Here is an 18,626-nt window from a genome sequence, read left to right as displayed (position 1 = left end):
CCATTCTGTCACTCCTGGGCGTTTGTGGTTTCCTGTGCGTCGCTTCATCAGTTGGAGCGCAAAGGCTCATTATACTTGGCACATTGCCTGGTCATGCTCGCAGTGTGGCTAAGGGGGTTTCTGCTGACGGAAAGGTGGTCGTAGGGTTATCAGAAACCGCTTCGGGAGTAGTGCGTCCGTTTCGGTGGACAGCCTCAGAAGGAATGCAGGATATAGGTCCTCCCGATAATAGTAATGCGATTGCATACGGGGTTTCCGCAGATGGCTCTACCGTGGTCGGGCACACGAGTTCGCCGGGAGGTTCCAGCTTCCGCGCGTTTCGCTGGCGTTCCGATACTGGGCTGGAGCTGCTTGGATTGTTGCCAGGCTACAATGCGGGCAGCGTTGTAGTCGCCTCTTCCGCAGACGGTTCCGTGCTTGCCGGGTACGCGGTGTACCCGCGAGGGTGGCTACGGGCCATACGATGGTCTGCGGAAGAAGGGATACAGAGCCTGGGTTCGCTGGCTGGAACGGCACCGTCTTCTCAGAGTGCCTCCACCTGTGTCTCCCTTGATGGAAGATATGTGGCAGGCTGGACATACGTTGCCGCCTCGTCCGATGGCGCCGGGCACCGGGCGGGATTCCTCTGGACGCCAGAAGGAGGAATGGTCTCCTTAGGTGGGTTGCCAGAGGTGCGTCTCTCCTTCGAGCGCAGCGTTGCCAATGCTGTCTCTTCTGATGGCATGGTCGTGGCAGGCAAGGTGCGCACCGCAGGAGGTACGTGGCACGCGGGGCGTTGGGTCTTCGGTGAAGGCTGGACCGACCTCGCTTCAACCAGCCCCTTGGCGAGCGAAGCCCTGGCGATTTCCGCCAATGGGGAAGTCGTGGTAGGAAACCTCGTGGTAGACTCTCCAGACCTGGTACATGCCTTTCGATGGACGCCTGAACGGGGGTTGGACGACCTCAACGTCCCCTACGCCTCTCTCCTGCAAGGAGTGGTGTTGCAATCCGCTGAAGCTATCTCTGCGGATGGGCGGTTTATCGTGGGGCGTGCTCTGGTTTCTGGAAGCACCTACCAGGGTTTCTTGCTGGACACAGGCGAGAGCCTGTCTGCCGAAATACGCGGCATTGCACATCTGGAAGGTTTCCTCGGTGACCCTGCAGCACTTGCGGGCACTCTGGAACTGCGACACCCCGGACACTCAGACGTTATTCAGCAGTACACAGTGACATTCGACGGTCTCGGCAGATTTGACTTGACCACGCCCCTGAACGGAATATGGGACATCTCTCTGCATGTGCCGCGCTTCCTCAAACGTACCATATGCAAAGTACCCGTCTTTGGGCGTGTCCAACTGTCGCTCAGCCTGCTAAGTGGCGATATTGACGGTGACAACGAGGTGACACTCTTTGACTTTGGAAGGCTGGTCGCTGCTTTCGGCAGCAACCCCGGCGACGGGAATTGGGATGCTATGGCAGACCTGGACGGGGATCAAGAGATTACTTTGTATGACTTCGCCCTCCTCGTACGTAACTTCGGCAGAACAGGAGATGAGTAGCACGAACGCCATGATTAGAACCTTTGCGCTCTCCCTGCGTCATTAAGAGCAGGAGGTGAAAGAACATGAAAAAACTGATGGTCATGTTCGCGGTGCTGGCGCTGGTCACCACTGCGCTGGCACAACCCGGTCCCGGAGGACCCGGTGGACGACGTGGAATGGGTCCCGGCATGGGAATGGGCTTTGGCATGGGCGGCGGCTTTGGGTTGCTGATGATGCCGGAGGTGCAGAGGGAGCTGAATCTGACTGACCAGCAACGGCAGCAGCTCCAGCAGTTGATGGCTGAACAGCGTGAGCAGATGATGCCCCTGATGCAGCAGATGCGCGACTCCACCCCCGAGCAGCGCCAAAAGCTGATGGAACAGATGATGCAGAAATGGGATCAAGCGCTGGGCAAAGTGTTGCAACCCGGACAGAAGGCGCGCCTGCGAGAGCTGCAGCTGCAGGCAGAAGGGTCTGTTGCGCTGGCTCGCCCCGACGTCGCCAAAGAGCTCAACCTGAATGAGGAGCAGAAGAGGAAAATCACTGATATTCTGACGCAGTACCGACAGAAGCAGATGCAGCTCTGGCAGCAAGGCCCCGGTGCAGACCGCCAGGCAATGATGCAGCAGCTGCGTCAGCAGATGGACAAGGACCTGCTGGCCGTGCTGACCGAGTCACAGCAGGAACAGTGGAAGAAGATGCAGGGCAAACCGTTCCAGTTCCCGCGCGGACCATTTGGCGGTGGCCGTGGTTTCGGTGGTCCGCCCGCCGGGGCGGGTGGTGGCGCGAGGCAGCTGTAGCTATCAAACGTTCAGGGGAGGCAGTTAGCCTCCCCTTCCCATTTGACAAATCGCGGGCATATCGTGTATAATGCTACGTGGCAATAGGGCCCCATCGTCTAGTGGACTAGGACACCTGGTTCTCAGCCAGGAGATCGGGGGTTCGAATCCCCCTGGGGCTACCAATTCAGTCCCTGCCTGTCGCGGCAGGGGCTTTTGTTTTACTTCACCAGCGGCAGTATCTGCCGGAACTCGTCGGTGCCCGCCTGAACCAGCCACTCATAGACGACCGACTCGGTGCACGTCACCACCACGTCCGCATGGCGCAAACGGCGCATGGCGATTTGCCAGTTCTCCCGCGAGCGCGAGCTCACAGCGTCCTCTGCCACCTGCACCTGAAAGCCCGCGCCGAGTGCATCGAGCGCCGTCTGCATGACGCAGATGTGCGCTTCCACACCGCACACGACCACCTGGGTGCGTTCGCTTGCCATGAGTGCCGCGCGGAACGGCTCCGAGCCATAGCAGCTGAAGCACATCTTGTCTATGGGCTCGCAGCCCTGGGGTAACACCTCCGCAATTTCGGGCACGACCCCGCCCATCTTCTGCGCATACTGCAGAGTGGCGATGACGGGAACCTTCAGGATATTTGCCGTCTGAATGAGCAACCGGCAGTTCTGGAGCACTCGCTCCCGCTCGAAGATGCGGCGCAGGAACGGCTCCTGCATATCGACCACGACCAGCACCGAGCGGTCGGCTTGCAGAATCTGTGCGTGACGCATCGGGAACACCCTCCTTCGGCTTACCGTTGTGAATATGAAATGGGACCTGACGTGTCCGCTGTTGCCGAACTCAACGTGGACTACCTTCGTTGTCTTCGGGAAAACTCCTGTCTTCGCGAAACGGGAGGATACTTTCATCTATCCTGTATAATATATTCAGCAAACTTACCGGAAAGAGCATGAGGGGATGAAGACCGTTTCGCTTCATGTTTCAGCCCGAACGTTCAACCGCTGGCTGGTGGTGGTTGGCGCTATATTGATACAGATGTCGCTTGGAGCGGTGTACATCTACAGTGTGTTCAAGCCCGCTCTAAAGCAACGCTTTCCGAGCTGGAGCCAAACCGAACTGGCGCTGCCTTCACAAGTGGTGCTTGCCTGTTTTGCTTTCAGCATGCCCTTCTTCGGCAAGCTGCAAGATCGATTCGGTCCGCGGCTGGTAGCGACGCTGGGCGGTCTACTGCTGGGAGCGGGATTGATTAGCGCGTCGTTTGCTACCAGCCTGTGGCAGTTTGTGCTGAGCTACGCTGTGTTGGGCGGCATCGGTATTGGAGCGGGTTACGTCTGCCCGGTGGCGACCTGCGTCAAATGGTTCCCCGATATGCGCGGTCTCATTACAGGGTTGGCGGTAGCCGGGTTCGGAGCAGGGGCGCTGGCATTTACTCCGGTGGCTAAGGCTCTTATCGCCTCTCAGGGGGTGATGCCCACCTTCATGTATTTGGGTCTGATTTTTCTGGTCTTCGTGGTGTTGGGCGCACAGGTGATGGTGAACCCTCCACCCGGATACTGCCCGCCCGGCTATGTTCCCGCAGACCGCCACGAACCCAGCGAGGCTTCGGCACAGAGGGAGTTCACCTGGCGAGAGATGTTGGGGACACCACAGTTCTGGATGCTGTGGGCGACCTATTTCGCAGGATGCACTGCCGGCTTAATGATTATCATGAATACCACCAACATCTGGCTGTCCACTGCCCTGCTCCGTGCATACGACGATACGGCTGTGCCTCACACCGTGTACGCGAACTTCGTTTCTCAAGGGGCACTGGCGGTCATCGTCGTGAGTGTTCTGAATGCTGCCGGGCGCGTGGTATGGGGCAAGGTCTCCGACATCATCGGTCGACGGCGCACGCTGGTCGCAATCTTCCTGTACGCGGGCACAGTGATGCTGCTGCTAAACTACCTGAACAGTTACGCGCTGTTCCTGCTGGGTGTCGCTTCCATCGGCTTCTGCTTCGGTGGGTTCCTGGCGCTCTATCCCGCGGTGACGGCGGACTTTTTCGGGACGAGGCACGTGGGCGCGAACTACGGCGTGATGTTCTCGGCATTCGGCGCAGGTGGGTTGTTGGGTCCCTGGCTGGCTCCACGCCTGATGCAGGTGGTGGAGAAGGTTCCTTACCTACCATCCGACGGAACAGCCGCTGTCCTGTATGAAGCAGGCAGCTACGCACCCGCATTTATCATCTCGGGCGCCATGTGCCTTTTATCCGCCGCGCTATTGCTGCGTGTACACGGTTGGCGGAAATGACGCAAGCTAAAGCCTGAGGCTACAGGGGTTTGTCTGTTCCTCAAAGAGTACCTTTTGCGTTTCTCTGCCCCACACAGGGATACCATCTACCGGCCAAATCTCCTCCAAATTCGGCGTGAAGCGATAGTAGTGGCGCCAACGCTCGATGGAATCCGCAGGACGCTGGACTTCCAGTCGCCGGCGTATCATCTGCACGTTGCGCGGGGCGTTTTCAATAAGCACGCAGTGGCGCCCCAGCTGCTCTGCCACGACGCCGGTGGTACCGGTACCGGCAAACGGATCCAGCACCCAATCGCCCACCTGACTCGACGACAGAATGATGCGCAACAGCAGCGCGAGCGGCGATTGCTGCAGGTGGAACCTTTCCCCCGTCTCGGTGCGCAGAGCTTCCTCGCCCGCGAAGTAGCCAGAAGTCAGCTCGCGGATGTCGTCCCAGCAATCGGTGACAAACACCCCCTCTTTGCGCGGCTGTCGGTGCTCGGGGCGCAACGGCGCATCGATACGCAGGCGGTGGAAAACTCGCGGCGACTCGCCCTTCGTGGCGAAGGCGATGATTTGATACTGCTTGCCAAAGCTGTTTCGAACAGGCACGGCGGAGGTGCGCTTCAGCCAGATGATCAGGTTCTGGAGCGTCCACCCCGTCTCTCGCAATACCCGCAGCACCTTCGGCGTTCTTCTCGCGTTGCATGAAGTAGATAGCCGCGCCCGGAGCGGAGCAGCGGTAGACCAGCTGACATACCTGCTCCATCCACTGCCAGTAGGACTCCGGAGGAAGATTGTCTTCAAAGAAGTCGTAGTCTTTCCCTTGATTGAAAGGCGGGTCCAGAAAGGTGAGGTGGAACGCTTCCCGTCTTTCGCACAGCTGGTGGAGATGTTGGATGCAGTCGCCTTCCAGTATCTCTACCATCTACGATGCACCTTCCATATACAGCAGACGCTGGCAGTTCTCGCACTGCACGATTTGCCCACTCTTAATCGCCCTCAGCGCACTCGTGCTGATTTTGGTGTGGCACACCGCACACGAGTCACCCTCCACCCGCGAAATGCCAATGCCACCATGCCGCTGGCGGATGGCTTCGTAACGCTGCAAAAGCTGCGGGTCACACCGCGCAGCCAGCTTCTGGCGCTCCTGCTTGAGACGCACGCCCTCTGCCTCCAGCTTGCGTTTCTCAGCGAGGTATGCCTCCACATGCTGCTGGTAAGTCTGTTCGGTCTCTTCCTTCTGTTTGCGCGCCTGCTCCACTGTTCGCTGTGCGGCTTCCACAGCGTCCATCAGCTGCAACACACGTTCGTCCAGATGCGACCGCTGGCGTTTGAGCGCATTGACCTCTTTTTCCAGATTCTCGAGCTCCTTGGGGTTGCGCACGCTACCGCCCCATAGACGCTGTTCGAAGGTCTTCAGCTTCTCTTCCACCGAACGCAGCTCCAGCTCGGCATCGTGCAGGTCGGTGGTCAGTCGCTTGTGTTCGGTGACCGCCTTTTCGTAGTTGACCGCTGCCGCCTCCGCCGATTGTTTCAGCGTCTCTCCGCTGTCCAGCTTGCGCAGACGTGATACCACATGAGCAAACAAAACATCTATCTTTTGCAGCTCATATATCTGTTTCAACGCATCATTCATGTCCTCGATGCCTCCACTCTGGGGATAGTGCGCCGCCCTGTTTGGGAAATGTAACCTGCGCACAGATTCCCTCTTCGCAGTTAAAAAGGTCAAAAGTACCCTGCAGCCCACCACGCACCAGGTCATCCACAATGCGCAGCCCCAGTGTCATTGTCTTGCGAGGGTCAAAGCTTTCAGGTAGTGGTTTGCCGTTGTTCACCACGGTCAGGCAGTAACGCTCAGGATGCTCCTCGATGGTGACGGTGATGCGTCCGCTGTCCTGTTCCTGAAAGCCATGCTCCACCGCGTTTTGCACCAGCTCGTTCAGTATCAGTGCGAAAGAGGTCGCCTGCTGCAACGGTAGCAAGAAGTCATCGCCGATAACGCGCGTTTCGATACGTTTGTGCGGCGGTATCAAGCCCTGCTGGGTATGGAACAGGATGGTTTCCGCCAGCCGTTTGATGGGAACCATGTCCAGGTCCTCGCGCGAGAGCAGGTCATGCACCGTCGCAATGGCGAGGATGCGACTGAGGCTCTCATTCAACACCTCTTTCGCATTCGCGCCCTCCGCATAATGCATTTGCAGGCGCAACAGGCTGGCTACCTGCTGGAGGTTGTTCTTGACACGATGATGCATCTCCTGCAAGATGGCGGAACGCAGGCTCAGCTTGGCGTGTTCTACCGCCACCGCCGCCTGATTCGCCAGTGCCATCAGCACGTTGAGTTCCTCTTCGGTGAACTGGTGGGGACAGTCCGTATAGCAGTTCAGCACTCCCAGCGTCTCGCCCTTGGTGCGCAGAGGAATGCAAGCCAGAGAACACACCCCCTCTTTGGCGGCGATGTCGGCAAAGGTGTACTGGGGATGCTCTTTCACGTCCTGCACGGTAATGATGCGCCCCTGCTGGGCTGCGCGACCGGCGATGCTTTCCCCCAGCGGCAAGTTGGGTTTGGAGATATACTCCCGGCTCTTGCTGGAGGTAGCTTTCAGCACCAGGTGCTTGCGCTCTTCGTCGATAAGCATCACCGTGCATATTTTGTACCCCATCGCCTGCGCGGTCATGTTCACCAGAAACTGCAGGATTTCTTCCAGATAGAGGTTGCTGGCAATTTGGCGGGTGATTTCAGTAAGGGTAGAGACCTGCTCGGCACGTCGCTCCAGCTGTTGCAGACGGCGGGAACGTTCGATGACCCCAGCCACCTGGGCGGCGATATTCGAGAGGATGCGCACCTGATTGCGGCTATACTCATGGGGACGGTGCGTGCGCACGTTAATGACGCCTATCACCTCGTTATCATGCAGTAGCGGCACCGCGAGGATAGACTCATACTCCCTTTCACGCATTTCAGGGAAGAACTTGAAACGATGGTCTTTGTATGCCTCGCGCGGGACAGCAACATACCGCTTTTCGCGGGCGACCCAGCCAGTGATGCCTTCGCCGACCTTCAGCCGAATCTTGCCCACCATGGGGCGTGCCTCTTCATCGGCGGCGCGAAGCACCAGCTCGGTGCGGTTTTCGTTGAGCAGGTAGATATGGCAGGATTCCGTGCCGGTGAGACGCAGTGCCACCTCGACCAGTGCGTTGAGGGTTTCATCCACTTCAAACGCGGAACCCACCGCCGCGCCGATCCGGCGAAGGGCGTCTACTTCCGCCGCCTGCTCCTCCAGCTGTTCCTGCAGCTGCTGAATGACCCGCTGCGCCTCCAGCAATTGACGCTCCTTGAGTTGCAGTTGCTCTAGCAGCGGAGCAACCTCTTCTGCGGAGTCACTCCGCAGGTTGCGGCGGAACAGGCGCATAGTTTTGCGCAAACGCAGATTCGGTCGAAAGCGCATGTTTCACCTACACGCTGTGCGCAATGATGATGGCTTCAGCGATTTCCTTCATCGATTTGCGCGTGTTCATACTCTGTACCTGAATACGCCGGAACGCCTCCTGCTCCTTGAGCCCATACAGGTCCATCAGGATGCCTTTGGCGCGCTCAATGAGCTTGCGGGTCTCCAGCTTATCTTCCAGCTCGCTGACCTCTTCCTCTAATGCGAGGAACTCCTTATAGCGCGAGATGGCGACCTCGATGGCAGGGCGCAGGTCGCTCTCCCGGAAGGGCTTGACCAGGTAGGCAAAAACGCCCGCCTCTTTCGCGCGGTTAATCAGGTCCATATCGCTGTAGGCGGTCAGGAGCACCACCGGCGCAATCTTTTCGCTGTTGAGGATGTTTGCTGCGTCAATACCGTCCATACCGGGCATCTTGATGTCCAGAATCGCCACATCGGGCTTCAAGGTACGCGCAGCTTCTGCCGCAGAAACCCCATCGCCAGCCTCTGCAATCACCTCATACCCCAGCGACTCGAGCATGTTTTTCAGGTCCAACCGGATGAGGGGTTCGTCGTCGGCAATCAGGATGCGAAGTTTGCCGTTGCCCATACGTGTGCTTCCTCCCCATGCTTCGTGACGTATCACTTGGTGTATTTACCTTAATTATATGCTGTTCAGGAGGCTAGATGCAACCGCAGCAGGGGTATTCGATAAATGCGCTAGGTGCCCTGTCGGGGGCACAACTCCCAGTGAGTCAAGACCCCACCCAACCTCCCCGCGGGCGTCGAGGAGGTTCACAGATCGGAGTGAGGCCCGCCCGTCACAAGTCACCCAGCGGATTGCGCAACCTCACGCAAATATTGACTTTCTCCGAACAAAAGGATAGGATATCAGTAGCAGGTGAGAAAGATGGAAGCCATCCTTCAACAAGCGAAACAAATCATCCGGGAGGAACTGGCTGAAGTTTGTATACTTGACGGAGCTGGGCATTGATGAACGAACCGATTATGCAGTTAGTGTACGCGACGGAGAACCTTTCAGCATCCCTTCACTGGCACAGGCGGAAGAAGCAATATCGCTTGCAGAAGAGGTCGAGCGTCTTGTGTTGAAACAACTGGGACTAACCGAGCGGTGAGACAAGATGAAATTGGGCATCGTTGACCTGGACACATCACATCCGCCCAGCTGGATTCCGATCGAGCGCGAGCTGGGGCATGAGATTGCAGGAGTATGGGACGGTGGGTCGGTGCATCCTCCGGGCTACGCCGAGCGGTTCGCGCAGGAATACGGCATTCCCCGTGTGTATCGGGCGCTGGACGAGATGGCACAGGATGTAGACTGCGCCATCCTTCACGGATGTGATTGGGATACCCATATCGCCAAAGCGCGCCCCTTTGTCGAGGCAGGTAAGGCGATACTGATAGATAAACCGCTCGCCGGCAAACTGCGCGACCTGCGTCAGATTGTGGAATGGGCACGCAGTGGGATACGCATTGCCGGAGGCTCCTCCCTGCGCTTCTGCTATGAGACCCAGCGATGGCTGGCACAACCGCCGGAAGAACGCGGCACACCCGATACGGTTATCTGCGGCTGCGCGGTAGACGAGTTCAACTACGGCATCCATGCTTACTCGATGCTGGCGGGTATCATGGGCGGTCGGGCACACAGCGTGCAACATATCGGCAAGGGCGTTTTGCGACGGGTGGTCATCCGCTGGAGTGACGGGCGTATGGGCATTGTGGTCATCGGTAGCGCAGAGAAGTGGATGCCTTTTTACTCCACTATCGTCACCGAGAAGGGCGTGACGCAGTTTCAGGCGGATGCTTCGCAGCTTTATCGCGCCCTGCTGGAAAAAACCCTGCCTTACCTGGCGGCAGAGACAGATATACCCCCTGTGCCCGTTGAGGAGCTGATAGAACCCGAGCTCTGGGCGCTGGCGGCACGGCAGTCGTGGTTACAGGGCGACCGCGAGGTACTGCTGTCGGAAGTCGCTGACGACGAGGGCTACGATGGTGCTGCCTTCGCACGAGAATACCAGAGGATGAAATATCCATAGTGTGAGCGCGATGAGCGAATCAGTAACCGTTGCCTTTATCGGGGCAGGGTCACATGCCAACTACGCACACTATCCCTCCCTCAGCGAGATGGAGGACGTGCAAATCGCAGCGGTATGCGACCTCAACCCGGAACGCGCTGCTGCCACCGCGCAACGATGGAACATCCCGCGTACCTACACCGATTACCGCCAGATGCTGACCGAGACACGGCCGCAGGCGGTCTATATCATCCTGCCGCCGCACCAGATGTATGACATCGTTGCCGACTGCCTGCAGCGCGGACTGCATGTGTTTATCGAGAAGCCGCCGGGCATCACCCCGGAGCAGACGCGCAACCTCGCCTGCCTTGCCGAAAAGCACCACTGCCTGACGATGGTGGGGTTTCAGCGGCGATTTGTGCCTGTGGTGGTACAGGCAAGGCGCAGGGTGGAGGAACGCGGCGCCATCACACAATGCCTGGCGCGGTTTGTGAAAAGTGGAGGAACCGAAGACTACTATGGCGGAGCGGTGGACATCCTCACCTGTGACGCCATTCATGCGGTGGATAATCTGCGCTGGATGGGCGGCGAGGTCAAAAAGATAGTGAGCAAGATAGACCGTTTCCACTCACCGGTGTACAACGCCTTCAATGCGCTGATGGAGTTCGAAAGCGGCGCGACAGGCATCCTGCTCACCAACTGGGTAACGGGCAGGCGCATCTATTCGGTGGAGATGCACGGTTACAACATCTCCGCCTATGCCGAACCCGATGACCGCGCCGTCATCTATCGCGACGGTTCGCTGGAACCGGAGGTCATCCTGAACACCGAAGCGGCAGGCAGCGATGCTCCGCATCGATATCTTGGCTTCTACGACGAGAACCGCCATTTTATCGATTGCATCAAAAGCGGACAGCAACCTCAGACCTGCTTTGCCGATGCTGTGAAGACAATGGAGCTGGTGGAGAGGATATACCATGAACGCCTTTGAAGTATTGCGGCAGGGCGTGGTCATTCCTGCCAGTCCGCTTGCGCTGAACGCGCAACGCCGCTGGGACGAACGTCGCCAGCGCGCCCTGTGGCGGTACTATATCGCGGCGGGCGCAGGGGGAATCGCCGTCGGCGTGCATACCACACAGTTCGCCATCCGCGACCCGCAAATCGGGCTGTTCCGCCCCCTGCTGGAGCTGGCAAAGGAGGAGTTTGATCGCGCAGACGCCACGCGCAACCAGCCGCTGGTGCGCATCGCAGGCATCTGCGGCGATACCCCACAGGCGTTATCTGAAGCCGAGCTGGCACGAGAGACGGGTTTCCACGCGGGCTTGCTGAGCCTTTCCGCGCTCAAGGAGGCGGACGACGACACGCTGATTCTCCACTGCCGGCGAGTGGCAGAGGTAATCCCGCTGGTAGGGTTCTACCTGCAACCGGCGGTGGGCGGAAGGGTGTTGAGTTATCGTTTCTGGCGGCGCTTCGCGGAGATAGAGAACGTGGTCGCCATCAAGATTGCCCCGTTCAATCGTTACCAAACGCTGGACGTGGTTCGCGCCATCGCTGAAGCCGAGCGCGACGACATCGCCCTCTACACCGGCAACGACGATAACATTGTGCTGGATTTGCTGATGCCGTACCGCTTCAACGTGGGAGGCAAACAGGTGGAGCGGCGCATCGTGGGCGGGCTGCTGGGGCACTGGGCAGTGTGGACCAAACGCGCGGTGGAGCTGCTGGAACGATGCCATGCTGCAGCCCAGGAGCCAGCTATCCCCGCTGACCTGTTGCGTTTGGCAGTGGAGGTCACAGACTGCAACGCCGCCTTCTTCGACGCCGCCAACGGGTTCAGGGGATGTATCGCGGGCATCCACGAAGTCTTGCGTCGGCAGGGACTGCTGGAAGGCATCTGGTGCCTGGACCCGAACGAGACGCTCAGTCCCGGACAGGCGGAGGAAATCGAGCGCGTGTACCGAAGCTACCCGCACCTTAACGACGATGCCTTTGTGGAAGAACACCTGCATGAATGGTTATCATAAGGAGGCGTTTTATGGCGCGATGGGTCAGGTTATGCAGTATCAACTTTCATGGACAGGGCAGCCGTGAGGCGAACTGGCATCACGCCTCGCAACTGCTGGAGCAGGCACTGTGGGACAAGCCCGATTTGATTCTCTTGCCAGAGACCTTCTCCGGTCTGGGCATGGGCGAACGCGACTGGTTCAACACCGCCGAGCCGCCGGATGGCGAGACCATCACCCGCCTCAGCGGCATCGCTCGTCAGCACCGGACACACATCGCCTGCCCTGTTCTACTCAAACACCGGAGCACCGTCTACAATGCCATTGTGCTGCTCGATCGCAAGGGCGAGATAGCCGGCAGTTACTATAAAATGTTTCCCACGCTGGGCGAACTGTCCTTAGGGGTGACTCCCGGCGCGGAGGCGACAGTGATAGAAACCGATTTCGGCAGAGTGGGCTTCGCCATCTGCTTCGACCTGAACTTCCGCGAGGTGGCGGACGACCTGCACGCAAAAGGGGCGGAGCTGGTGTGCTTCAGCTCCATGTATCCGGGCGGGATGCAACTGCAGTATTGGTCGCTGGAGCATCACTGGTGGATGCTGAGCGCGATTGCCTCGCTGCAGGGGATGCTGGTAGACCCGCTGGGGCGCGTGCGCAAGGCAGCGCAACCCAACTATCAGCCTGTTCTCAGCGTGAGCGTGAATCTGGATTGCCTGGTAGCGCATCTGGACTACAACCACGACAAACTCCAGCAGATAAAGCGCGACTTTGGACACGAGGTCGAAATTGACATCCTGCAGCCGGAAGCGCGCTTTCTCCTGACGTGCCACCGCGAGGACACCAGCGCCCACGAGCTGGCACGGCGTTACGACCTGCTGCTCTGGGACGATTACTTCCGTCGCGCCCGTCACGAGCGCAGCACACGGTTGACGCGGTAGCGTCGCCAAACGAAATCCACTTTGCAAACAGAGAGGTGAAAGGTGATGACACCAACGAGATGGAGCGAAGAGAAAGCGTGGCAGTGGCAGAGGAAGGTAGGTTGGCTTCGCGGCTGCAATTACGTTCCCAGAACCGCTGTCAACACTATCGAGATGTGGCAGGCAGAAACCTTTGACGAGCAGACCATCGAGCAGGAGTTGGGCTGGGCGCAAGCGGTCTGCCTCAACAGCGTGCGGGTCTTTCTACACTACCTGGTGTGGGAGGCTGAGCCGGAGGCGTTTAAGCAGCGACTGGACAGATTTCTCGAAATAGCACAACGACATGGAATCCGCGCGATGCTGGTTCTTTTCGACGACTGCTTCAACAAAGAGCCCAAACTGGGACCGCAAGAGCCGCCTATCCCCGGCGTTTGTCTCAGCCGTTGGGCGGCAAGCCCAGGGCGTCCCCGCGTGCTTGACCGAACGGCGTGGACAGGTTTGGAGGCTTACGTCAAGGACATCGTGGGCAGTTTCGGCAACGACGAGCGCGTGGTCGTCTGGGACCTCTACAACGAGCCGGGTATGGAAGACATGGGAGAGCAGAGCCTTCCACTCGTAGAAGCATCGTTTGAATGGGCAAGGGAAGTTTCGCCGTCACAGCCGTTGACCGTCGCCTTATGGGCGAACTTTGAAGACACGATGCACCGCAGGTTTGCCGAACTTTCCGACGTCATCTCTTTCCACACCTATTCTCCACCCGAAGAGGTTCGCGAAACGGTAGATAGGCTGATCCGCCTGAATCGCCCCCTTCTGTGTACGGAGTTTCTCTGTCGAGACCGCGGAAACACTTTCGCCAACATCATACCCATTTTCTTCCAGCACCGCATTAGCTGGTATTTTTGGGGCTTAGTTGCTGGCAAGACGCAAGCTTACTGTCACTGGTCGGCAAAACCCGGAGACCCGCCCCCAGAAGTTTGGCAACATGACCTGTTCCACCCTGATGGAACACCTTACGACCCCAGCGAAGTGGAACTGCTTCGCGAGTGGGCAAAGCGCACTCCGTTCTCTTAAAGGAGGTCACCCGGCGCAGGAGGTGTTCCCGACGCCTTTCATTCCCGAAAGACAAAAGCGGGCCATTCAGGTTGGCTCTAATCGCCTGATGTTTAGCGAAGACAACGGTTGAACTGAAGGATACCATCACAGCATCGTAGAAAATTGGGGAACAAAAACAGCACATCTTCGAACGAACACACAAGGAGGGAACGGCTATGTCTCTTGGCTTGACCGCCGATCAAAAAGCGCAGTTCGAGCGCGATGGCTTTCTGCCAGTCCGCGGCTTACTGCGCCCCGAGGAGGTGGATTCCATCAAAAACATACTGGCAGGGTATCTGCGGGAAGGGCTTCAATGGCTGACTCAGGGACGGCCGCCGGAGACAGACACGGTTCAGGTCAACGGGGTGTTGATTCAGCTGGAGCCAGCGGTGCTGTCCGACAAGGTGACGGTCTCGGAGCCACTGTACGCTGCCCGCAAGGTATGGAACCTGTATGGCAACGACGCCCTCCTGACCGGTATCATCCGCGACAAGCGCATCATCTCTATGGTAACGGACATTCTCGGAGACGAGGTGTGGTTTTTTGCCGATAAAGCGTTGCTGAAGCCACCGCACATCGGCGTCGAGAAGCCCTGGCATCAGGACATTCCCTACTTCCCCTTTGAGCCCAAAGAGCCTTACCTGCATGTGGCGGTGTGGATTGCGCTGGACGAAGCGACCGCAGAGAACGGCTGTATGCAGTACATCCCGGGCAGCCATCGCTGGGGCAACCTGACCACCTCCACCACCTGGACTGAGACTGTTTCGCACCTGGCGGTGGACGCTGACCGCATCGATACGTCGCAGGCGGTGTTGGTGGAGGCGCAGCCGGGCGACGTGGTGTTACACGATGGCATGGTGTTGCACTACTCCGCCCCCAACCGCTCGTCCAGGCCGCGCTGGGCGTTCGTGCTGGACTACATCAGCACGCGGGCCCGTTTCACGGGCGAAGGAGACCCTCCATACCCGAAGGTCAGCCGTTAGACCACAGTGGGCTAGTCGGCACGCGCTTCCAGCGTCAGCTGAACCTCCACCTCCTGACCGTCGCGTACTACCGCGACGGTCACTGTATCACCCGGTTTGTAGCGGTTCAGCGCGTCCATGTAGTCGTAGATGTTTTCCACCTTATAGTTACCGAAGCGGATAATCACATCGCCGCTGCGCAACCCCGCTTTCTGTGCCGGACTGCCCTCGCGCACCCCTGAAATACGGAACCCCTTCACATCCTCGCTGTAGTCGGGTATGGTACCCACGTAGGTGCGAGCTCCCCGTTCTGGTCTCGCGCTGGTGCGTGGAGCGGTCGCCCGCGGCTCGCTGTAGGTGATACGCTCCGGCGCGTTGGCGATGCGCTCGGCAACACTGGCTACAAACCGAACCACTCGGGCAGCTCCGACTGCGTTAATCAGCTCCGGTTTATCGGCAGGGGTATGATACTCGCGATGCATTCCGGTGAAGAAGAACAGCGACGGGATTCGCTTCGCGAGGAAGGAAGCATGGTCACTGCCCGCGCTGAGCCCACCGCCCGCAGTAGCCAGATTGAAGCCCGCCTCGGCGTTGAGTTCCTCGATCAACGGACGCCATGCCGGAGATGAGTCCGCGCCAATGACGCTGAGCTGGTTCTCGCGCAAACGCCCAATCATGTCCATATTCAGCATGGCGACCGTCTTCTCCAGAGGCACTATCGGGTTGCGAGTGTAATGCGCGGAGCCCAGCAGACCGATTTCCTCACCGGAAAACGCCATGAACAGGATGGAACGCTTTGTGGGATTGGCGGCGAAGTACTGAGCCAGCTCCAGTAAACCAGCCGTGCCCGAGGCGTTATCGTCTGCACCGTAGTGGATTGCCGGCAATTTGCCTGTATACAGAGAGCCACCCTGATAGCCCCATCCCAGATGGTCCATGTGCGCCCCGATAACGATATACTCGTCTTTCAGCTGGGGGTCGGTACCTTCCACCATGCCGATGATATTGGCAGTAGTGCCGTATCTCTGAATCACCTCCGTCTGCACGGTCGCAGAGGCATTCGCCAGCGGTCGTCCCTTTGGGTTCTGCCAGAGCTCGTCCGGCGACATGCCAAGCGCACCGAGCAGCTTCTCCGCCGCCGTCCGGCGCAGGATAACTACCGGAATGCCCGTATCCGTGCTGCGTCCGCCGATGAAGGACGACAGGGGGGAATCCTCCTTTTGCATCACTATCAGCGCGATGGCACCCTGCTCTTTCGCCATGCGTGCCTTCGCCCGGGCGGACTGATAGGCTCGCAGCAGGTTCGGTCCTCCGGTCACAGGCGGCGTGCCCTCCAGCACCAGCACCGCTTTGCCTTTCACATCCAGACCAGTATAGTCCTCGTGACCGGCAAGGCTGGAATGGATGCCGTATCCGGCAAACACCAGCTCACCTTTTGCGGCGCCGGTGGTGGCGGCGGCATCAGGCATGAAATCCTCACGCACCTTGAACGTGAGGCGCTTTCCGTTTACCTCCACTTCCAGCCGATTCGCCTTGCCTGCTTCTGCGCCCACGTACACGCGAAACGGCTGGAAGTAGCCGCTGCCGTCCATCGGCGCTTGCAGGTCGTGGTAGCGCGAAGTGCCAATCGGCTTCAGACCGTACTCCGCGAAGCGTTCGGCGATATAGTGAGCGGCCAGCTCGTTGCCCTTTGTGCCCGAACCGCGCCCCTCAAACTCCTCCGATGCCAATGTGAAGATATGCGACCAGATGCGCCAGGAGTGAATGCCCGTAGAGCCTTTGCTTACGTCCGAAGACGCGCTCAGCGTGAGCAACAACCCCAGTGCCAGTCCAAACCATACACCAAAGATGCGAAAAGGTCTCATCGAACCCCTCCTCCAGATAAGTCATCACCTTTCACTGTAGCCGCAGGCTTTAGCCTGCGAAACTGTTTTAATAGTGTACCCTAATCCAGCAGCCAGCGGCGCAACTCGTCCAGCAACGCCTCTGCCGTGAGGTCGAGATGGATGGGCGTGACCGAGATTTTGCCCGCGCGGATGGCGGCAACATCGCTGTCTGGCGGAACCTCCTCGTTGGCAAGGCTACCCGTCAGCCAGTAGTATTTGCGTCCCCATGGGTCCACCCGCGCCTCCACCCGGTCCACATATTGCCTGGTGCCCTGACGGGTAACCGCTACCCCTTTGACCTGCTCCATCGTACAGTTGGGCACATTGACGTTGAGCAGGGTGTGGGATGGCAGTCGCCGCTCGCGCAGGACCTCCGCCAGCTTGCGGGCGAAGTGAAACGCGGCGTCATACTCGGGCGTCTCGTCGTCGCCGCAGCACACGGAGATCGCCACCGAAGGGATGTCAAAAATCGCCCCCTCCATCGCCGCCGACACCGTACCCGAATAGGTCACGTCCCAACCGAGGTTGGCTCCCTGATTGATGCCGGAGAAAACCAGGTCACACCGTCCGTTCATCACGACCGAAACGCCGAGCGTGACGCAGTCAGATGGCGTGCCGTTGGTGGAGTAGCCCAGAGAGCCATCCCCCAGCCGAACTGTGTGTAGGCGCAAGGGTTTGTGCAGGGTAATCGAGTGCCCGGAACCGCTGCGAGGGCGTTCCGGGGCAACCACAAACACCTCACCCAGCGGTTCCAGGGCACGCTTGAGCATGAGTAAGCCTTCTGCTAAGATGCCGTCGTCGTTGGTTACCAGTATACGCATAGCGGTCTTATCTTAGCACAAAGCGCGAGGGCTTGCAAAGGGCTAGCTCTCTTCGGTAGGTATCACCTGCGCACTGAGCCAGGCGTACGCCTTGATGGTTCCGCCCGTGTGTGGGGTGCCCTCCACGTCGTCTTCGAGAGCCACCACGTCCACACTGCCGCCGTAGGTATCCACCAGCATCGCCAGGAAGTTCTTGCCGGTATGAGGGTTTTGCAACCGGTGCAGTTCCACGATGCGTCCGGTCAGCAGGGCGTAATTACCGGCGACATTGTCGCTGGCGCCCTCGTTGATGGGCAGCATCGCCTGCGGCGCGAGGCGCAGGGTAACCAGCTCGCCCGTGTCTTCATCTTCGCTCTCCGTGAGGATGCTGTGGTCGGACTGCAGGTAGCTCTGCTCGTCGTCAAAGCACCATGCTTCCTGCGCAAAGGCGGCAATCTGCAGCGTAACCATGCGAGGCAGGATTTGCCATGCGTGCAGGTGCGTGGAGAAGTCGCGCAGGTCTACACTGAACGGATAATAGCCTGTTTCGGGGTCCTCCACGCTCAAGGGACTGCTCCAGCCGTACAGCGCGCCGGTGAGCTGCTCCTCGTCATAGGGAACCATCTCCACCACTGCCGCCTGCATCCGTCCTGCGCCGTTGTAGTGGGGTTCGAGGTCCACGACCTCCATCGAAGCCCCCTGCGTGCTGGCGCCTTTCATGGTCAGCCATATCTGTGCGCCGTTGGGCGCCTGCCACACGAAGTAGGCGCCGTTTTCGACCTCGTAGCCCTCGCTCTCCGTCAGGATGGTATGAAGGGCGTTCACCAGAGATTGCGCCTCGTCATAGCCGAGGCACCGTGCATGGGTTATCATGATGTATCAGGCTCCTTTCACCCGCCGGGCATCTGTCGCATCCTTTGCAA

Annotated in this window: 17 protein-coding genes and 1 tRNA gene; 10 read left to right on the top strand and 8 right to left on the bottom strand. The window is 59.0% G+C overall.

Features of this window, described 5'->3' with window-relative positions; all coding sequences use genetic code 11:
* The first annotated feature begins 134 nt into the window (after positions 1–134).
* From K6U75_03255 to K6U75_03245, 3 genes are all read left to right on the top strand, one after another.
* Positions 135–1,538, top strand: coding sequence for a hypothetical protein (locus K6U75_03255; GenBank protein MCL6474059.1), 1,404 nt, complete (start codon positions 135–137; stop codon positions 1,536–1,538).
* A 65-nt stretch (positions 1,539–1,603) separates the two neighbouring features.
* Positions 1,604–2,320, top strand: coding sequence for a hypothetical protein (locus K6U75_03250; protein MCL6474058.1), 717 nt, complete (start codon positions 1,604–1,606; stop codon positions 2,318–2,320).
* Positions 2,321–2,407: 87 nt separating this feature from the next.
* Positions 2,408–2,484: transfer RNA gene (locus K6U75_03245), tRNA-Glu, on the top strand.
* A gap of 36 nt (positions 2,485–2,520) precedes the next feature.
* On the opposite strand, the gene K6U75_03240 is transcribed toward K6U75_03245, so the two are convergent.
* Positions 2,521–3,078 (bottom strand): hydrolase, encoded by a 558-nt coding sequence (locus tag K6U75_03240; GenBank protein MCL6474057.1) that lies wholly within the window; start codon positions 3,076–3,078, stop codon positions 2,521–2,523.
* Between the two features lie 187 nt (positions 3,079–3,265).
* On the opposite strand from K6U75_03240, the gene K6U75_03235 reads away from it, so the two are divergent.
* Complete coding sequence (locus K6U75_03235; GenBank protein MCL6474056.1) at positions 3,266–4,600, top strand: OFA family MFS transporter; 1,335 nt, start codon at positions 3,266–3,268, stop codon at positions 4,598–4,600.
* A gap of 6 nt (positions 4,601–4,606) precedes the next feature.
* On the opposite strand, the gene K6U75_03230 is transcribed toward K6U75_03235, so the two are convergent.
* The 4 genes from K6U75_03230 to K6U75_03215 are packed head-to-tail and all read right to left on the bottom strand — an operon-like array spanning position 4,607 to position 8,617.
* Complete coding sequence (locus K6U75_03230) at positions 4,607–5,473, bottom strand: site-specific DNA-methyltransferase (GenBank protein MCL6474055.1); 867 nt, start codon at positions 5,471–5,473, stop codon at positions 4,607–4,609.
* 34 nt (positions 5,474–5,507) lie between these two features.
* Positions 5,508–6,218, bottom strand: a complete 711-nt coding sequence (locus tag K6U75_03225) for a hypothetical protein (GenBank protein MCL6474054.1) — start codon at positions 6,216–6,218, stop codon at positions 5,508–5,510.
* Positions 6,211–8,028, bottom strand: coding sequence for a GAF domain-containing protein (locus K6U75_03220; protein MCL6474053.1), 1,818 nt, complete (start codon positions 8,026–8,028; stop codon positions 6,211–6,213). The genes K6U75_03225 and K6U75_03220 overlap by 8 nt, the downstream gene beginning before the upstream one ends.
* 7 nt (positions 8,029–8,035) lie before the next feature.
* The gene (locus tag K6U75_03215) at positions 8,036–8,617 is read right to left on the bottom strand and encodes a response regulator (protein ID MCL6474052.1); all 582 of its coding nucleotides are present in this window, start codon (positions 8,615–8,617) and stop codon (positions 8,036–8,038) included.
* Positions 8,618–9,149: 532 nt separating this feature from the next.
* Here K6U75_03215 and K6U75_03210 point away from each other — a divergent pair.
* The 6 genes from K6U75_03210 (at position 9,150) to K6U75_03185 (ending at position 15,038) form a co-directional block, all read left to right on the top strand.
* Positions 9,150–10,064: a Gfo/Idh/MocA family oxidoreductase gene (locus K6U75_03210; GenBank protein ID MCL6474051.1), complete on the top strand. Its 915-nt coding sequence runs from the start codon at positions 9,150–9,152 to the stop codon at positions 10,062–10,064.
* A 1-nt stretch (position 10,065) separates the two neighbouring features.
* Entirely contained in the window at positions 10,066–11,034 is a 969-nt protein-coding gene (locus K6U75_03205; GenBank protein MCL6474050.1) for a Gfo/Idh/MocA family oxidoreductase, read from the top strand.
* Positions 11,021–12,067 (top strand): dihydrodipicolinate synthase family protein, encoded by a 1,047-nt coding sequence (locus K6U75_03200; protein ID MCL6474049.1) that lies wholly within the window; start codon positions 11,021–11,023, stop codon positions 12,065–12,067. Before K6U75_03205 ends, K6U75_03200 begins: the two co-directional genes overlap by 14 nt.
* An 11-nt stretch (positions 12,068–12,078) precedes the next feature.
* Positions 12,079–12,984, top strand: a complete 906-nt coding sequence (locus K6U75_03195) for a carbon-nitrogen hydrolase family protein (protein ID MCL6474048.1) — start codon at positions 12,079–12,081, stop codon at positions 12,982–12,984.
* Between the two features lie 45 nt (positions 12,985–13,029).
* A complete protein-coding gene (locus K6U75_03190) occupies positions 13,030–14,034 on the top strand; it encodes a cellulase family glycosylhydrolase (GenBank protein MCL6474047.1) in 1,005 nt (334 codons plus the stop codon).
* A 197-nt stretch (positions 14,035–14,231) separates the two neighbouring features.
* The gene (locus K6U75_03185; protein MCL6474046.1) at positions 14,232–15,038 is read left to right on the top strand and encodes a phytanoyl-CoA dioxygenase family protein; all 807 of its coding nucleotides are present in this window, start codon (positions 14,232–14,234) and stop codon (positions 15,036–15,038) included.
* An 11-nt stretch (positions 15,039–15,049) separates the two neighbouring features.
* On the opposite strand, the gene K6U75_03180 is transcribed toward K6U75_03185, so the two are convergent.
* The 3 genes from K6U75_03180 to K6U75_03170 all read right to left on the bottom strand — a co-directional run bounded on the left by K6U75_03180 (position 15,050) and on the right by K6U75_03170 (position 18,576).
* The gene (locus tag K6U75_03180; protein ID MCL6474045.1) at positions 15,050–16,882 is read right to left on the bottom strand and encodes a M28 family peptidase; all 1,833 of its coding nucleotides are present in this window, start codon (positions 16,880–16,882) and stop codon (positions 15,050–15,052) included.
* A gap of 80 nt (positions 16,883–16,962) precedes the next feature.
* A complete protein-coding gene (gene surE, locus K6U75_03175) occupies positions 16,963–17,724 on the bottom strand; it encodes a 5'/3'-nucleotidase SurE (GenBank protein ID MCL6474044.1) in 762 nt (253 codons plus the stop codon).
* A gap of 42 nt (positions 17,725–17,766) precedes the next feature.
* On the bottom strand, positions 17,767–18,576 hold the full coding sequence (locus K6U75_03170; GenBank protein MCL6474043.1) for a hypothetical protein: 810 nt from the start codon (positions 18,574–18,576) through the stop codon (positions 17,767–17,769).
* Positions 18,577–18,626: the final 50 nt, after the last annotated feature.

The sequence above is a fragment of the Bacillota bacterium genome (assembly GCA_023511455.1).
Taxonomy (GTDB): Bacteria; Armatimonadota; HRBIN16; order HRBIN16; family HRBIN16; genus HRBIN16.
The sequence above is the reverse complement of the archived record's forward strand: the minus strand, read 5'-3'. Positions and strand labels throughout refer to the sequence as shown.